This window comes from Rhodospirillales bacterium, assembly GCA_016710335.1.
Lineage (GTDB): Bacteria > Pseudomonadota > Alphaproteobacteria > Rhodospirillales > Defluviicoccaceae > JADJXQ01.
Genome location: JADJXQ010000007.1, coordinates 36,662 through 53,480, shown reverse-complemented (window position 1 = coordinate 53,480; position 16,819 = coordinate 36,662). Strand labels below are relative to the sequence as shown.

Annotated in this window: 12 protein-coding genes, 1 pseudogene and 1 riboswitch; of the genes and pseudogenes, 12 read left to right on the top strand and 1 reads right to left on the bottom strand. The window is 66.3% G+C overall.

The features are described 5' to 3' along the window. Positions 1 to 52 precede the first annotated feature (52 nt). The 6 genes and pseudogenes from coxB (at position 53) to IPM60_11675 (ending at position 7,873) form a co-directional block, all read left to right on the top strand. On the top strand, positions 53 to 1,120 hold the full coding sequence (gene coxB / locus IPM60_11700) for a cytochrome c oxidase subunit II (protein ID MBK8908532.1): 1,068 nt from the start codon (positions 53 to 55) through the stop codon (positions 1,118 to 1,120). A gap of 2 nt (positions 1,121 to 1,122) precedes the next feature. Then, complete coding sequence (gene ctaD, locus IPM60_11695; protein MBK8908531.1) at positions 1,123 to 3,660, top strand: cytochrome c oxidase subunit I; 2,538 nt, start codon at positions 1,123 to 1,125, stop codon at positions 3,658 to 3,660. A gap of 26 nt (positions 3,661 to 3,686) precedes the next feature. After that, on the top strand, positions 3,687 to 4,073 hold the full coding sequence (locus IPM60_11690; GenBank protein MBK8908530.1) for a hypothetical protein: 387 nt from the start codon (positions 3,687 to 3,689) through the stop codon (positions 4,071 to 4,073). 26 nt (positions 4,074 to 4,099) lie between these two features. Continuing rightward, positions 4,100 to 4,759 carry a cytochrome c oxidase assembly protein gene (locus IPM60_11685; GenBank protein ID MBK8908529.1) on the top strand — a complete coding sequence of 220 codons (660 nt, stop codon included), beginning with the start codon at positions 4,100 to 4,102 and terminating at the stop codon, positions 4,757 to 4,759. Further along, a complete protein-coding gene (locus IPM60_11680) occupies positions 4,756 to 5,967 on the top strand; it encodes a c-type cytochrome (GenBank protein MBK8908528.1) in 1,212 nt (403 codons plus the stop codon). Before IPM60_11685 ends, IPM60_11680 begins: the two co-directional genes overlap by 4 nt. Positions 5,968 to 6,223: 256 nt before the next feature. Beyond that, positions 6,224 to 7,873: pseudogene (locus tag IPM60_11675) on the top strand (IS1634 family transposase). 632 nt (positions 7,874 to 8,505) lie between these two features. Here IPM60_11675 and IPM60_11670 read toward each other — a convergent pair. Beyond that, positions 8,506 to 9,129 carry a hypothetical protein gene (locus IPM60_11670; GenBank protein MBK8908527.1) on the bottom strand — a complete coding sequence of 208 codons (624 nt, stop codon included), beginning with the start codon at positions 9,127 to 9,129 and terminating at the stop codon, positions 8,506 to 8,508. A gap of 344 nt (positions 9,130 to 9,473) precedes the next feature. Between IPM60_11670 and IPM60_11665 the strand changes: the two genes are divergently transcribed. The 6 genes from IPM60_11665 (at position 9,474) to IPM60_11640 (ending at position 16,795) form a co-directional block, all read left to right on the top strand. Then, complete coding sequence (locus IPM60_11665) at positions 9,474 to 10,013, top strand: transposase (protein MBK8908526.1); 540 nt, start codon at positions 9,474 to 9,476, stop codon at positions 10,011 to 10,013. 454 nt (positions 10,014 to 10,467) lie between these two features. Next, complete coding sequence (locus IPM60_11660) at positions 10,468 to 10,932, top strand: hypothetical protein (GenBank protein MBK8908525.1); 465 nt, start codon at positions 10,468 to 10,470, stop codon at positions 10,930 to 10,932. Between the two features lie 461 nt (positions 10,933 to 11,393). Then, a riboswitch (cobalamin riboswitch) is annotated at positions 11,394 to 11,599 on the top strand. Positions 11,600 to 11,887: 288 nt separating this feature from the next. Continuing rightward, positions 11,888 to 13,954 carry a TonB-dependent receptor gene (locus IPM60_11655; GenBank protein MBK8908524.1) on the top strand — a complete coding sequence of 689 codons (2,067 nt, stop codon included), beginning with the start codon at positions 11,888 to 11,890 and terminating at the stop codon, positions 13,952 to 13,954. A 65-nt stretch (positions 13,955 to 14,019) separates the two neighbouring features. Further along, the gene (locus IPM60_11650; protein ID MBK8908523.1) at positions 14,020 to 14,973 is read left to right on the top strand and encodes an ABC transporter substrate-binding protein; all 954 of its coding nucleotides are present in this window, start codon (positions 14,020 to 14,022) and stop codon (positions 14,971 to 14,973) included. Further along, positions 14,970 to 15,995, top strand: coding sequence for an iron ABC transporter permease (locus IPM60_11645; GenBank protein ID MBK8908522.1), 1,026 nt, complete (start codon positions 14,970 to 14,972; stop codon positions 15,993 to 15,995). Before IPM60_11650 ends, IPM60_11645 begins: the two co-directional genes overlap by 4 nt. Beyond that, positions 15,992 to 16,795 carry an ABC transporter ATP-binding protein gene (locus IPM60_11640; GenBank protein MBK8908521.1) on the top strand — a complete coding sequence of 268 codons (804 nt, stop codon included), beginning with the start codon at positions 15,992 to 15,994 and terminating at the stop codon, positions 16,793 to 16,795. Before IPM60_11645 ends, IPM60_11640 begins: the two co-directional genes overlap by 4 nt. Positions 16,796 to 16,819: the final 24 nt, after the last annotated feature.

Sequence of the window (16,819 nt, the reverse complement as noted above, 5' to 3'; positions counted from 1 at the left end):
GCGGAACCAACCGATCCGGTTCGTGTTCTTCCAAAGAGCGCGGGAGGGGAGGATGCGGTCGCGGGTGGAAACGGGCGCTGCAAGGTTCGGCGGTCGCGCAGCGGGCGCTGCGAGGCTTGGGCTTGGCGCAGCGGTCGCTGCGAGGCCTGGGCTTGGCGCAGCGGTCGCTGCGACGGCGGCGACGCTCGCAGGTTGCAGCGGCGGAGCGCTGGATCCGGCGGGAGACGGCGCGGCCCGAACCGCGCAGCTGTTCTGGGGCATGACGATTGCCGCAGCCGTGATCTGGGTGCTGGTGGTCGGCTTGGCGGTCTACGCCGCCCGTGCCCGGGCGGTACAGGAGGTCGCCGGCGTATCCCGGTGGCTGATCATGGGCGGCGGGATCGCCGTGCCCACCGTGCTGCTGGGCGGCCTTCTCGCTTACGCTCTATGGATGATGGCTGATCTCCGATCCCCGGCGAGCGGTGAACTCCGCATCTCCGTCACCGGCGAGCAGTGGTGGTGGCGGGTGCGCTATTGGCCGGCGGGATCCGAGCGTCCCATCGAGAGCGCCAACGAGGTGCGTCTGCCGGTCGGCCGCCGCATCGAGTTGGAGATGGCGAGCGCCGACGTCATTCATTCGTTCTGGATCGCGCCGCTGGGCGGCAAGGTCGACATGATCCCCGGCCGGATCAATCGCATGGTGCTGGAGCCGACGGAGACCGGGACGTTCCGCGGCGTCTGCGCCGAGTACTGCGGCGCCTCCCACGCCCTGATGGCGTTCGGCGTCCAGGTGATGGAGCCCGCCGCCTTCGATGCCTGGCTGCAACGGGAAGCCGGGACTGCGGCGGCGCCCGAACAACAAGCCGCCCGTGCCGGTCAGGACGCCTTCTTGTCCGCCGGTTGCGGGTCCTGCCACACCATTCGCGGGACGCCGGCAACGGGGGTCATCGGACCGGACCTGACCCATGTCGGCAGCCGCTTGACCCTCGCCGCCGGCATCCTTCCCAACGACGTCGACGCCTTCGTGCGCTGGATAAGCGCGACGGACGAGGTCAAGCCGCGCGCCCGCATGCCGGCCTTCGGCGCGCTTGGAGAAAAGGACTTGAACGCCATCGCCGTCTACCTGGAGAGCCTGCAGTGACGATGGGCGCAGAGGACGCACCTGCCGGCGCTGCGCAAGACGACGTGGCGCTCCGCGAGGCGCAGGCTGAACGCCTGCTGCGCGCCTGGAAGACGCCGACCGGCTGGCGCTACTGGTCGGCGGTAAACAACTCTGAGATCGGCCTCTGGTACATGGCGGCCTCCTTCCTGTTCATGCTGTTCGCGGGCGTGCTCGGGCTCATGATGCGCGTCCAGTTGGCGACGCCGGGCGCCGACTTTCTCTCGGCGGAACTCTACAATCAGGTCTTCACCCTGCACGGCACGATGATGATGTTCCTTTTCGCCGTGCCGCTGTTCGAGGCGTTCTCCATCGCCATCCTGCCGCAGATCCTATGCTCCCGCGACCTGCCGTTCCCGCGCCTGTCGGCATACGGTTTCTGGTCGTTCGTGATCGGCGGCGTCTTCGTGTCCGGCTCGATCTTCTTCGGCGCGGCGCCGGCGGGGGGATGGTTCATGTATCCGCCGCTGACGACCCAATACGCGGCGTCCGAGTACGGCCCGGACATCTGGCTTCTCGGCCTAAGCTTCATCGAGATCGCGTCGATCGCCGCGGCGGTGGAACTGATCGTCGGGGTCCTCAAGTGCAGGCCGCCGGGGATGCGCCTCAACCTGATGCCGCTCTACTCCTGGTACGTCCTCGTGGTTGCCGGGATGATCCTGTTCGCGTTCCCGCCTTTGATCGCGGGCGACCTTCTCCTCGAGATGGAGCGCGCCTTCGATTGGCCATTCTTCGATGCGACGCGGGGCGGCGATCCGTTGCTCTGGCAGCACCTCTTCTGGATCTTCGGGCACCCGGAGGTCTACATCATATTCCTGCCCGCAGTCGCCCTGGTGGCGATGATCGTCCCCACCTTCGCGCAGCGACCGATTGTCGGCTACTCGTGGATCGTGCTCGCCGCGGTCGGCACCGGCTTCCTCAGCTTCGGGCTCTGGGTCCACCACATGTACACGACGGGCCTCCCGGGGATATCGCTCGGCTTTTTTTCGGCGGCTTCGACGGCGGTCGCGATACCGACGGGCGTTCAGATCTTCGCGTTCATCGCGACCATGCTCGCCGGCCGCGTCATCCTCGCGGTGCCGATGCTCTACGTCGGCGGGGCGCTCGCCATCTTCGTCATGGGCGGGCTCACCGGGGTGATGGTGGCGCTGGCGCCGTTCGACTGGCAGGCCCACGACACCTACTTCGTGGTCGCCCACTTCCACTACACGCTCATCGGCGGCATGCTGTTCCCGGTGATCGGCGGAATCTACTACTACTATCCGTCCATCTCCGGCCGCAAGCTCTCGGACACCCTCGGCCGCAACGCGTTCTGGATCCTGTTCGTCGGATTCAACCTGACCTACTTCCCGATGCACATCGCCGGCCTCGACGGGATGCCGCGCCGGGTGTTCACCTACCCGAGCGGGCTCGGCTGGGAGTGGCCGAACGCGATCGCGACCGTCGGCGCCTTCGTCTTCGCTTTTGGCATCCTGATCGTCGTCTGGGACGTAATCCGCCCCAAGAAGCGCCAGGGGTGGTCGGCGCGCAACCCGTGGAACGCCGGGACCCTCGAGTGGCTAGCCGAAATGCCCGGCAAGCCGTGGGGCGTGCGCTCGGTGCCGCTGATCCGGAGCCGCTATCCGCTGTGGGACCAGCCGGACTTGATGCGTAACGTCGACGAGGGCCGGTACTACCTTCCAGACGCCCAGGAGGGGAAGCGCGAGACCATGGTGACCTCGGTGCTCGATGGCGATCCTGTCCAGTGCCTCAGGGTGCCGGGTCCGACCTTCAAGACCATGATCGCCGCCGCGTTCACCGGCGGGTCCTTCATCTTTGCGACCTTCCATTGGTACATCGCCGCCGTGGTCAGCGGCGCCCTCGCGGTTGCGATGATTCTCAACTGGCTCTGGACCGGCACGGCGGTCATTCCGGAAAGGCCGCGGAAGGATGTCGGTCTCGGCCTGGTCCTGCCGACGTACGGGTCGGGTCCGGCTTCGGTCGGGTGGTGGGCCATGTTCATCACCATGATCGGCGACCTCACGGCGTTCGGCGGACTGGTGTTCGGCTACTTCTTTTTCTGGACGATTCACCCTGACTTTCCGCCGGAAGGGCAGGGGGCGCCGGGGCTCGGCTGGCTGACGCTCGGCCTCGCGTCGCTCGCCGCAGGGTGGGCGGCGACGCTCGGCGGCCGGTTGCTGAACGCCCGTGGCGCAATCCGCGCGATGCGCCTTGCGACCGGCGCCGGAGCGGCGCTTGCGCTGGCGGGAGGTGCGGGACTGCTGGCGGGGCCGTGGGCGGCGGGGCTCGACCCCACCCTGCACTCGTACCCGGCAACCGTGTGGGTGGTGGTGATGTGGGTGGCGATCCACGCCGCGGTCGGGGCGCTGATGAACCTCTACTGCTTGGCCGGCAGCGTTGCCGGGCGGCTCACCCCCGAGTACGACATCGACATCTGGAACGTTGCGCTCTACTGGCACTTTCTCATGGTGACGGCGGTCATCGCGTATGCGGTGGTCGGCCTGTTCCCGCTGGCGACATGACCGAAAGGACAGGTGCCATGCGCGAGATGCTGCGAGACGCCTTCGATGCCGACACCCACGATGAGCAGAGCCAGTGGGACCTGATCATCGGCCCCACCGTCTGGGCGGCGCACTTCCTCCTGAGCTATGTCACGGCTGCGGTGTTCTGTGCCAAGGTGGGAGGAGATCTGGCGCCGGTACGCCTCGCAGTCGCGGCCTACACCGCGGTGGCGCTGGCAGTGATCGGCTGGGCCGCATGGCGCGCTTGGCTTACATGGGGTGGAACCGTTGCAAAGCGGCCGCCGTTGTCGCGGCACACGGTCGGCGAACGTCGACGGTTCATCGGCTTGGCGACGCTCTTGCTGTGCATCCTCAGCGCCATCGGCACGGTGTTCGACGCCCTGCCGGCATTGATTTTCGAGACGTGTCGATGATGCGCCCGGCGCCGCTCGCCCGGCCGATGACGCGCTCGCTGCCGCTTGTCGCGGGAGTCGCGGCCCTGGCCGCAGCCTGGTCGGGACTGCCGGCGATGATGTTTGGACACGGCTTCTCTGCGCATATGACGGCCCATCTGACGGTGGTGTGTGTTGCAGCGCCGCTGATCGCGCTGGCGCTGGCGGGGGCGCGGCTCGATCCGGTGCGCGTCGCGCCGGTGCTGTTTGCGGCCATACCGGCGTCGTTGTTCGAGTTGGCGGTGGTCTGGGGCTGGCATGCGCCGGCCCTGCACGACGCGGCGCGGCAGGCGTCGGCGATGCTGGTGTTGGAGCAGGCGTCGTTTCTGCTGGCGGGGCTCGTGTTGTGGCTCTCGGTCCTGAGCGGACCCGGCGGTGACGGTGTCGCGGCCCGGAACAGGACCGCTGCCGGCGTCATCGCCTTGCTGCTGACCTCCATGCACATGACGTTGCTGGGAACCCTTTTGGCCCTGGCGCCGCGGCCCCTCTACGGCGAATCCCATGGGCTGGCGGCGGGCGTGGGCTTGGCCGATCAACAGCTCGGCGGGACCCTGATGCTGATCGTGGGCGGCGCCACCTATCTGGCGGGAGGGCTGGCTTTGGCGGCGCGGCTGCTGCGCGCGGAGCCGGAGCGCGTTCATGCAGCGGCGAAGGCGGGTGCGCCATGAAGGGCGCGACGAAGCGGCGGCTCCTGTGGCTGACGGGTGCGGCGGCGGCGATCGGCGCTGCCGGGTTCCTGGTCGCGTGGTCCGGCATCATCAACGTTGGCGCCAGCACCGGCCACTGGGCGATCACGAGCTGGTTCCTGCACTTCTCCATGCGCCAGTCGGTGGAAACCCACGCGCTCGGGATCGAGGCGCCGGCCCTCGACGATCCGGGGATGGTCCTGCGCGGCGCGGGGCACTACGCCACCGGCTGCGCCGCCTGCCACGGCGCGCCCGGCCAGCCGCAGTCGCCGGTGGCGCTGGCCATGACGCCGCCGCCGCCGGTGCTGGCCGAGACACTCCACAAGTGGGAGCCGGAGGAGCTGTTCTGGATCGTCCGCAACGGCGTCAAGATGACGGCGATGCCGGCCTGGGTGGCGTTCGGGCGCGAGGACGAGGTGTGGGCGATGGTGGCGTTTCTGCTGCGCCTTCCGGACATGGAACCCGCCGAATACCGCCGGCTGGCCTTTGGGAGGGATGAAGCCGGCGGCGATGCAGCCGGCGGCGATGGGGCGGCGGCGGAGGCGCGCACGGAGACCGGCAGCGTCAGCCCGGCGGCGTTGACGCCGGGAACCTTGGACGAGATCGGCGGCGGCGAGGCTTTGGCCAACTGCGCCCGCTGTCATGGCCGCGACGGCGCCGGCAGGGGCGAAGGGGCGTTTCCGCGGCTGACCGGCCAGAGCGAGGCCTACCTTCTCGCCTCGCTCGAGGCGTACGCGGCGGGCCGCCGCTACAGCGGCTTCATGCAGCCGGCCGCGGCCGGGCTGTCGGAGGAGGAGATGCTGGCGCTGGCGGCGCACTTCGCCGATGCCGAGGCGCCGGCGGTTCCCGACCCGGGCGAGCCGGCGCTGGTTGCGCGCGGCCGCGACATCGCCACCCAGGGTGCGCCCGCCGACGGCGTGCCTGCCTGCGCCGTCTGTCACGGCCCTCTACCAGACGGACGATCCGTCCAGCCGCATCCGCTCTATCCGCGGCTCGCCGGCCAGCGCGCCGGCTATCTGGAGCAGCAGCTCCGGGCCTGGCAACAGGACACCCGCGGCGGCACGCCGTTCGCCCACATCATGCGGACGATCGCCGCCCGCATGAGCGACGATCAGATCCGGGCCGTGACGCTCTACTACCAGTCCCTGGCGCCTCAACCGTCGGCGGCGGCGCCGGGAAGCGGAGGGTAACGGCGCCGGTTCCGGGCCGCGTACGTCCTGACGTTGGTGGCCACCGAGACGCTGAGCGCACCAACGGTTGCAGGGACGGCTCCCTCCCTTCAAGCTGAACTTGAACAGTGGTGTGGGAACGGGGCGGGAACATTGTATTGCAAGCCATTGATTTCCCGTCTTTGGACTTCGAAACGCCCAAGCCTGTAGTGGAACATTTTCGACGATATGGCGTTTTCAGTTGATGTTTTCAGGATTTTCGAGAACAACATCCGGCATGTTCGTGCGTGAGAAGACAGCCCGGGGTCATCGCTACCCTGTATCTGGTGGAGAGCATCCGCGAGGGCGACCGGGTTCGGCAGCAGATCGTCCGCGCGTTGGGGCGCAAGGATGCGTTGGCGGCGAGCGGTGAGCTGGACCGGCTGATCGCCTCGCTGGCCAGGCATTCCGAGCGGGCGATGATCCTCTCCGGACATGGAAGCCGGGCGGATCGCCTGCACCCGGATCGGCGGGCCGTTGTTGTTTGGCCGGCTGGGGATCGACTGGCCATTCCTGAGGTTCTGGCCGATCTCCTGGATGGCCGCGGCTTCGGCTTCGACGTCGAGCGCGCGGTGTTCGTCGCCGTTCTGCACCGCCTGTTCGTCTCCGGCTCGGATCGGTCTTGCGAGACATGGATGGCGGACTACGCCATCCCCGGCGCAGCCGAGTTGCAGCTGCACCATTTCTACCGCGCGATGGCGTGGCTGGGCGAGGAGAGCGAACCGGCGGGCCGAGGGCGCGCTTGCACCCCGGTGCGTCAAGGACCGGATCGAGGAGCAGTTGTTCGAGCGCCGGCGGAATCTGTTCAGCGAGCTGTCGCTGGTGTTCATGGACACCACCACCCTGTCGTTCCACGGCGCCGGCGGCGAGACCTCGGCGCCCATTCCAAGGACCACCGCCCGGACCTCAAGCAGATGGTGCTGGCGGTGGTGATGGACGGCGAGGGACGGCCGCTGTGCACCGAGATGCTGCCCGGCAACACCGCCGACGTCACCGTGCTGCTGCCGATCATGGACCGGCTGCGCGAGCGCTTCATGGTGGGGCGGGTGTGCGTCGTCGCCGATCGCGGCATGATCTCGGCGGCGACGATCGAAGCTCTGGAGGAGCGCAAGCTGGAGTACGTCCTCGGAGCGCGCGAGCGCTCGAGCCGGCTGATCCGCGAGGTCGTGCTCAAGGACGAGGCTCCCTTCACCCCACTGGTGATCGAGCGGGTCCGTGGCGAAACCCAACTCTTCGTCAAGGAGGTCAGGGCCGAGGGCGTCCGCTATATCGTCTGCCGCAACGAGGCCGAGGCGGAGAAGGAAAAGGAGCGACCGCCAGGCCATCGTCGCCGGGCTGGAGAAGCAACTGAAGAAGGGGTGACAAGGCGCTGATCGGCAACTCCGCCTATCGGCGCTATCTGCGCCGGGTGCAAAGCGAGGGCGGCCGGAGCGAGCCCGCCTTCGAGATCGACCCCGGCAAGCTCGCCGACGAGGCCCGCTACGACGGCATTTCCGTCCTGCGCACCAATGCCCGCATCACCCCGCTGCAGGCGGTGCTGCGCTACCGAGACCTCATCCAGGTCGAGGACCTGTTTCGCCGGGCCAAGGCGATCCTTCGCACCCGGCCCATCTATCATTCCTCCGATGCCGCCATCCGCGGCCACGTGTTCTGCTCGTTCCTCGCCCTCGTAATCCAGAAGGAGCTGGCCGACCGCCGCCGCGCCGCCGGGTTGGCTGTCGAATGGGAGAGGCTCCTGCGCGACCTCGATCGGCTGCAGGAAGCCACCATCGACAAGGACGGAAAGCGCATCACCACTCGCACCGCCGTCACCGGACAAGTCGGACGTGTCTTCCAGGCCGCCGGCGTCGCCCTGCCGCCCAACCTGCGCGAATACACCCCCGCCTGACCCCTTCCGTCCCCTCACACAACCCCGAAATGTAGTGCAAACACCCGACGCCGCCGACGTAACTCGCTGACGTGAAACAATCTTTCCAAAGCCACTGTTCAACTTGGGTCAAGGTGTGACCGGGTTATAGCCGTTTGTGTGGCGGTTCGGGGCCGTCTTGTACGTGCGGCTCGGGGTCAAGCCCTTGAATCAATTGCATTTGTGTCCGTTTGCACGTTCGAAATGTATGCAGAAGTGCTCCGATGTATGCAAAACCGCGGTCAAGTGCTTGATTCCGCAAGACTCAACCTCTAATTGCAGTCAATGCTGGGCTCAGGAGGATCGGCCGCGTCGCAGTTCCTGAACAATATACGAACAAGCGCCCGACGTGCAACAACTCGTATGCCGGAACAGCCGCAGGCAATGTCGGCAACCGGCAACCTGTGGTAAGCCACAGCCGGCGCGGTTGCCTGGATGCGAAGCCGGATCCAGACCCAAAAGCAGACCGTCAAGGTTTCTGCCGGGGCGGCAAACTTTGACCATTGCCGACCCCGACCGGCCCATGTGGCGCGTGGTGAGCCCGTGTCCGCTGTCGTAGAATGCGGACGAACCTGCAACGGAGCCGCTTCGACGCGATATAGCCAGGGGCAGCCTTACCAACTGTGGTTCGGCGCCAGCTTCTCGACTACCTTCGTTATTGCGTCAAGCTGCTTCGGAATTTTCTGCAACTCATAGAGGGTTCGTGTTGCTTCTTCGTCGTAGCTACCCGAGTGTGACCGACCGTCTAGCCTGAAGGTCCGCCTGCATCGATGCCTCGACGAATCCTGAAAAGCGATGATGCCTGTGTATTCCTCGTCCGGGTGGGCTTTGAAAAACTGAGAAGTCGGGCCGATGATCTGCGAAATACTCTCTCCCGGCAGGAGAACGGAAATTGCCGGTCTCTCTCCGGTCTTGGTGAATCCAATTGTTTTGCCCTTGTGGTCCTTTAGCTCTGTATTCCACTCAAGACTGACGTTGTGCGCGGGCGTGCCACCCGTGTTCTTAACTCTCAAGAGGACCAAACAGTATCGGCTCGTGAAGTCGAACGCGGGATAAGGGTTCGGTTTCTGCGCATCTTCCTGAAGCTCGACCACCCGCCGGCTCGACCAAGCCGATATGACCGACGTAATAACGGCTAACCCCGCTGCGGCAGTGGCCCATGTTTCTGGCTTGTCTGGACCGTGCACGATCAATGCAACGGCCGGTACAACCAGAGCCGCGCCGAAGGCGACGGTCAAGGTTAGACGCGCAAACAACCGTCCGATGTTGAGCCTGTCATTCACAGTGGCAAAATACCATAGCGCTGGGGATTTAGCCGAGGTTATTCATGGGCAAACAACGTAGCTGCCGGCGGGTGTCCGAGAACCCTTAACAAGCTCGCTGGTTTGCGCCATATCCTGTGGTAGTCCGTAGGCAGGGGACGAGCGGGCCGAACTCGTGAAACCCGACTCTCGACCGAAGCTCGTAGCTCGTAGCTCGTAGCTCGTAGCTCGTAGCGTAGGTCGGAATAGCCGCAGGCGTATTCCGACGCATGACGCATGAAGCCGATCGAGTATGCTGACGAGAAGCACGGAGTTGACTGATGCCCGATTTTCGTCGTCATCGCGTGCCGGGCGGCTGCTATTTCTTCACCGTTAATCTCCTGGAGCGGCGCGGCAACACGTTGCTCACCGACCGGATCGACCTGTTGCGCGACGCGGTTCGGCGAGTTCGGCAAAGCCGTCCCTTCAGGATCGAAGCGTGGGTCGTGCTTCCCGATCATTTGCACGCCGTTTGGACACTGCCGCCGGGCGACGACGACTTTTCGACCCGCTGGCGTCTGATCAAGACCGCCTTCGTACGCGGCTTGCCAAAGACGGAGCGGTTGTCGTGCGTCCGTCGCGCAAACGGCGAACGCGGCATCTGGCAGCGCCGCTTCTGGGAGCACGCCATCCGCGACGACGAGGATTTCGGGGCGCACGTGGACTACGTGCATTTCAATCCGGTCAAGCATGGCCTCGCCGCCGCTCCCGCGGATTGGCCCTTCTCAACCCTCAAGTCCTGCGTCCACCGCGGCTGGTATCCGGACGATTGGATCGGCAGCGACGTCGAGGATCTCCAAGCCGGCGAACCCGGCGGGTGAACCCATGCGTCGGAATACGCCTACGGCTATTCCGACCTACGCGGGCTGGAGGCCAAGGAGGCCTATGCAAAAGCGTTTCACGCCCATGCATCGGAGCCAGGATACGACACCAGTAAGCTCGAAGCCATCATGGATGGGATCGTCGACGCGGCCGTTGACATCGCGGCAGCGCTCGCAGAAGGCGAGCCTTAATCGCCGTAGTGCCTGGAAAACCGAAACCCTTAGATTTCTGCCCTGGCCACAAAGCTCCGTTTTTGTCCGCCTGACGGATGTCCGCTCATGAAAGGCAGTTTCATCGTCAATCGGGACCGCATAGGGTCAACAGCGCTGGTTAGGGCGAGTACGGAGGTAGGTCAGTAGCCAAAGGTCGAGCTGACGAAGCCCATCAGAAAGCAAACCTTCACGTTTTGACTTCCCGTGCTTACAATAGCCGCTTGGCTAACGGAGTGGTCCGGTGTTCGATATCAGTTCTCCCGAAGCGCTTTTTCGCGTCATCCGCCGGAACGCGAACACTCTTCGCGGTCAAACTGCCAAGGAGTCCGACCGCCTTCTGTTTGTGATCTTCGGCCTGAACCACTTGCGAGAGTGGATCGCGCCAGGCTATAGCAATCGGCCACTACCCCGTTCACCGACCAATGATAACGAACGATTTTTCGAATCAATTTGGTCGTGTACATCATTTCAGTTGATCAAGGAGTTATGCAACCACACCAAGCACCTCAGGCCGATCGGATTGGAGCGCACGGGATACGGCCTGAATATCAGCGATTGGCCGGATATCGGTTCCGTCGAGAGCTTCGCTGCTGGCCCCCCAACGAGCTACGAGATTGACGGTAAGGATGTGCTTGAGGCCGTGGAAGAGGTAATTGAGTTTTACAAACGGCGATGGTTCGATCGGCACCGAACGCAACCAGTATGATCTGAGCGCTACCAATGTCGCAATCGGGTCATCAGCCGCAATTTTCTTCGCCTGCGCGTGTTACCGCTATCGTCACCGAAAGTCGCCTTCCGGCAAGCGTACTGCACAGCGATTTGCCACGTCGGCTCGTGGCTGATCCGGAGCATTTCGGCGTCGCGTTTGGATGGGGCAAGCATGGCCTTGCCGCCGCGCCCGCGGATTGGCCGTACTCCACGTTCAAGTCCTACGTCCGCCGCGGCGGGTATCCACTCGATTGGATCAGCAGCGGCGTCCGTGATGTCCAAGCAGGCGAACGCGGCCGATGAACCCGTGCGTCGGAATACGCCTACGGCTATTGCGACCTGCTCGAGAGCCGTGCCCGATTTTGGGTGATGGGTGATCAAGCGGCGGCGTGCGGAGCCTGCGCGGCGTGACCGGCAGCCATGCCGGCAATTTTCTTGACGTGGGTTTTCGCACCCGCGAAACTCCATATCGGCGATGGTTCCCCGAGGACGGGGAGTCAACAGGGAACACGGTGCGGCGCCTGATGAGGGGCCAAAGCCGTGGCTGCCCCCGCAACTGTCAGCGGTGAACCGCTGCCCACGACACGCCACTGGGAAACCGGGAAGGCAGGGCAGGCGGTAACGACCCGCGAGCCAGGAGACCTGCCATCGCCGGCGTCGCCCTGCTTGTGATCGGGGTGTATCACGAGCGCGGATCTCCGGAGCGGTGACGCACTGACACTGCGGTTTGCTGTGGGGGTTCTGCTGTGGGCGCTTATGGGGACATCGTCCCTCGACTCGGCACGAAGGATTAGGGCAGCGCCCATGGGGCGCCAAGCCACTCCGTGACTGAGCCGGTCTTCAGTCCAGTCTTCAGGTTCAGCACATCGCAGACGTGACGCGGCCGGTCCGCGCCTGCATCAGGCGTGGGCGCGTTCGCAATAGGCTGAACCAGTCTGGAGACGGAGTCTGCAATGGGTACTGTCGCGGGACGAAGAGCAAAGAACAATGGTAAGACGCAAGGAGAGCGTGGCGCGCGGAGCGTCGCCGCGGCGATACTCGCGGTCGTGACGATGGCGGGATCAGCCGGGGCAGCCGGCGCCGAAGATGGCGACGCCATGGTGGCGCAGGTGGCCGGCGGAGGAACTGCCGATCCGGATGGCGCGACGCCCAGGGCCACGACGTTGGCGCCGGTGGTTGTCACCGCCACCCGCTATCCGGTCGAGGCCAAGACCGTCGGCAGCACGGTCACCGTCATCACCGGCGAGGAGCTTCGGAAGAAACAGACGCCGCTGGCGCTCGACGCGCTCCGGGATGTGCCGGGATTGTCGGTGAGCCGCAACGGGCCGGTGGGGGCGCAGACACAGGTGCGCATCCGCGGCGGCGAGGGCAACCACACCCTGGTGATCATCGACGGGGTCAAGATCAACAATCCCGCCGCAGCCAACAACGCCGACATCGGCGACATCCTGGCGAGCGACATCGAGCGCATCGAAGTGCTGCGCGGGCCGCAGGCGACGCTCTATGGCAGCAACACCATCGGCGGCGTCATCAACATCATCACCCGCCGCGGCGAAGGACCGGCGACGGTGCGCAGCGAGATCGAGGGCGGGTCGTTCGGCACCGTCGCCGGGCGCGCCAGCATCGGCGGCGGCGACGAACGCGCCAACGCCTACGTCGGCATCAGCGGGTTGCACACCGACGGCGTCAACGCGTCGCGCTTCGGGGACGAGGAGGACGGCTACGACAACATCACCGTCAACAGCCGCGCCGGCGTCAACCTGACCGACAACATCGAGATCACCGGCTCGCTCCGCTACGTCGACACGACCTTGCAGTTCGACGACTTCGGCGCAGCAACCGAACCGGGGACCAATATCATCATCCCCAACGACGCCGATCTGGAACAGGACACCTCGAGCCTCTCCGGGCGGCTTCAGGGCAAGCTCACCCTGCTCGACGGCGCCTGGGACCATATCGTCGGCTTCTCCGGACTCCGCACCACCAACGACACCTTCACGGACGGCGCCAAGACGGCGTTCTTCGACGCGGAAAAGACCATCCTCGACTACCAGTCCAACTTCTTTTTCGACACGCCGTCGATTGCCGACGCCGCGCACGGCCTGACGTTTCTCGTGGAGCGCGAGAGCGAAAGCGCCGAGAGCGCTGCCGCCGGCAGTCCCTCGATCGACACCACCGGCATCGCCGGCGAATACCGGCTGACCTTGTGGGACAGACTGTTCGTCACCGGCGGCCTCCGCCACGATTTCAATGACCAGTTCGAGGACGCCACATCGCCGCGGGTGACCGCGGCCTACCTGCACCGCGACACGGCGACGCGCCTCCACGGGAGTTGGGGCGAGGGTGTCCAAAACCCGACCGTGGCCGAGCTTTTCGGGTTCTTCGGCACTTTCATCGGCAACCCGGATCTCAAGCCGGAAAATTCGGTGGGATGGGACGCCGGGATCGAGCAGTCGCTGTTCGGCGACCGCGTCACCGCCGACTTGACATATTTCAACAACCGCATCCAAGACTTCATCTCGTCGGAGTTCGTGCCGGCGCTGGGGGTGAGCCGGCCGATCAACCTCGAGGGGACCACCAGGGTGCAGGGGGTTGAGGTGTCGCTCTCGGCCGAAATCGTCGAGAACCTGACGCTGTCGGCCGCCTACACCTACACCGACAGCGAGGATCCCGACGGTGCGGAACTGACCCGCCGGCCGCAGCACATGGCCAGCGCCAACCTCAACTACGGGTTCATCGCCGACGAAGACGGGCGCAACCGGGCCAATGTGAACCTCGACGTTCGCTATACCGGGGATCGAGAGGATCTCGTCTTTCTGTCGCCGACATTCGAGAGCGAGCGGGTGACGCTCGACTCCTACGCGCTCGTCAACCTCGCGGGCAGCTACGAGCTTGTTCCCGGCCTGGCGGTGATCGCCCGGGTCGAGAACCTGTTGGACGAGGACTACGAGGACGTGTTCGGCTTCCAGACGCCAGGCATCGGCGTCTACGGCGGCGTACGCGGAACCCTGCAATTCTGAACGGGTCGGTCCTGATGATGGCAAGACAACACATGATGCCATCGATCACCGAGAGGAGTAGCGGAGTGACGCTCCCCGTCGGCGCGACCCTCTCCCGCATCCGGGAGAGGGTCCTTCGCGGCAGTCGTGTCCTTCGTCGTATCCTTCTTCGTATTGTTTTGGCGGCGGCTTTCGCCTCCGTTGCCGCGGTCGTCTTCGGCGCGCCCGCCGAGGCCAAGCCGGCGCGCATCGTTTCGATCAACCTCTGCACCGATCAGTTCGTCCTGGCCCTCGCCGACCGGGAGCGGATCCGCTCCCTCAGCTACCTCGTGGCGGAACCGGACGAGTCGCCGGCGGTCGAGCAGGCGCGGGGTCTGCTGCTCAACCACGGCCGATCCGAGCAGATCCTGCCGCTCGAGCCGGACCTGATCGTCGCGGGGCTCTATTCGCCGCGCCCGACCCGCCTGTTGCTGCGGCGGTTGGGGTACGATGTGGTCGAGTTCGGCCTGTCCAACTCGCTTGCCGACGTCCGGGATCGGATCCGCCAGAAGGGGGAGGCGCTCGGCGAGACCCAGCGCGCCGAGGCGCTGATTCGGACGTTCGACGCGCGGCTGGACGCGGCGCGGCCGGATGCGGATGGCCCGCGGCCAACGGCGCTCTACCTGCAACCCGGCGGTTACACGTCGGGGCGCAACTCCCTCATCGATGACATCATCGTGCAAGCGGGACTGATCAACCTCGGCGCGCAGTTCGGGTTTGAAGGTCCCGGCCGGGCGCCGTTGGAGAGCATGCTTGCCGCGGATCCCGACATTCTCATCACCCAGGAGGAGAAGCCGCGGGTGCCGGCGCTTGCGTACGATGTGTTGAACCATCCGGCGATCGCGGCGCTGACGGCGCGGGCGCATCGGGTGACGGTGCCGATGCGCTACTGGATCTGCGGCGTGCCGGAGACGCTGCGCGCCGTCGAGATCCTGGCCGAGGCGCGGCGCCGCGTCGTGGCGGACGCGGAACAAGGCGTCGTGGCGGAGGCAGGGCAATGACCGCTGTGGTTGTCGGCGCCCGGTACCGGCCGATGCCCGGCTGGATCGTTCCTTCGGGTTTGATCGCCGCGCTGGCGGCGCTGCTGGCGGCGTCGCTGTTCGCGGGGGCGGTGGCCATTCCGCCGCAGACCATCGCCGAAGCGCTGCTGGGGCGGAACCAGACGGTGTTCGACGTGATCGTCTGGGAGTTGCGGGTGCCGCGCTCCCTCCTGGCCGCCATGGTCGGCGCCAGCCTCGGCCTTTCCGGCGCCGTGCTGCAGGGGCTGCTCCGCAATCCGCTGGCGTCGCCCGACATCGTCGGTGTCTCGGCGACCGCGGCCCTCGGGGCGGTCGTCGCGTTCTACTCGGGCTTGGCGGCGGCGTTTCCGCTGGCGCTGCCGCTCTGTGGCATGCTCGGCGCCGCGGCTTCGGCCGGCCTGCTGATGGCTTTGGCCGGGCGCAACACCAGCACGCTCACCCTCATTCTGGCCGGCGTCGCCGTCAACAGCCTGGCGGGCGCGGTGACCTGGCTGGTGCTCAACCTGACGACCAACCCCTACGCAGCGACCGAAATCGTGTTCTGGATGATGGGCTCGCTCACTGACCGCACCTTCCAGCACGTGGGCGTCGCCGCGGCGCTGATGATACCCGGTTGGGCGCTGATGGCGAGCGTCGGCAAGGGCCTCGACGCCCTGAGCCTCGGCGAGGAGGCGGCGTCGAGCATGGGCGTCAACCTCAGTCGCTTGCGCTGGCTGGCGGTGCTGGGAACGGCGCTTGCGGTGGGCGCCGCGGTGTCGGTCAGCGGCATCATCGGCTTCGTCGGGCTCGTCGTCCCGCACGTTCTGCGGCCGCTGGTCGGCTACCAGCCGAGCCGGGTCCTGCCGGTGAGCGCGCTCGGCGGCGCCGTGCTGCTGGTCGCGACCGACATCGCGGTGCGGCTGTTCCCGATCGGCCCGGAACTCCGGATCGGCGTGGTGACGGCGCTGTTCGGCGCCCCGTTCTTCCTGGTGCTGCTGCTGCGGATGAGGAGCACGTCGTTGTGACGACGCTGGCGATCGAGCGGCTGACGGTCGCGTTCGGGGACCGCCGTGTCCTGGACGGCGTCTCCCTCGTCGCATCCACCGGCGAGATCGTCGGCCTGATCGGGCCCAACGGCGCCGGCAAGACGACGCTGCTCAAGGCCTGCCTCGGACTGCTCCGGGGCGCGGCGGGCTCCATCACGCTCGACGGCGTGGCGATCGATGCCATCGAGCGGCGGCGCCTGGCGCGCATGCTCGCCTACCTACCGCAACACGGCGCCTGTCATTGGCCGCTGGAGGTGGGGAGACTGGTGGCCCTCGGACGCCTGCCCCATCTGTGGCCGTGGCAGCGTCCGTCGGGGCGGGATGCTGCGGCCGTCGATGCGGCGCTGGAGGCGGCCGACGTTCGGCACCTGATCGGCCGCATCGTCACCGAGTTGTCCGGGGGCGAACGGGCGCGGGTGTTGCTGGCGCGTGCGCTGGCGGCGGAGCCGACCCTGCTGCTGGCCGACGAGCCTGTGGCCGGACTTGATCCCGAGCACCAGCTTCGCATCATGGAGGCGTTCCGCAGCCGGGTGGCGGCCGGCGCCGGCGTGGTGGTCACCCTGCACGAACTCGGTCTGGCGGCGCGTTTCTGCGACCGGCTGGTGTTGCTGAGCGACGGGCGCGTTGCGGTCGACGGTCCGCCCGAGGCGGTGCTGACATCGGCGACCCTGGCGAGCGTCTTCAACGTTCATGCCGAGGTGGGCGAGCGGGACGGACGCCGGTTCGTGGTTCCGTTCGACATCGTTCGGCGTCGCGACCGACGGGCAGCCGCGGAATGAACCGCATGGTCCGAGTCGCGGAAT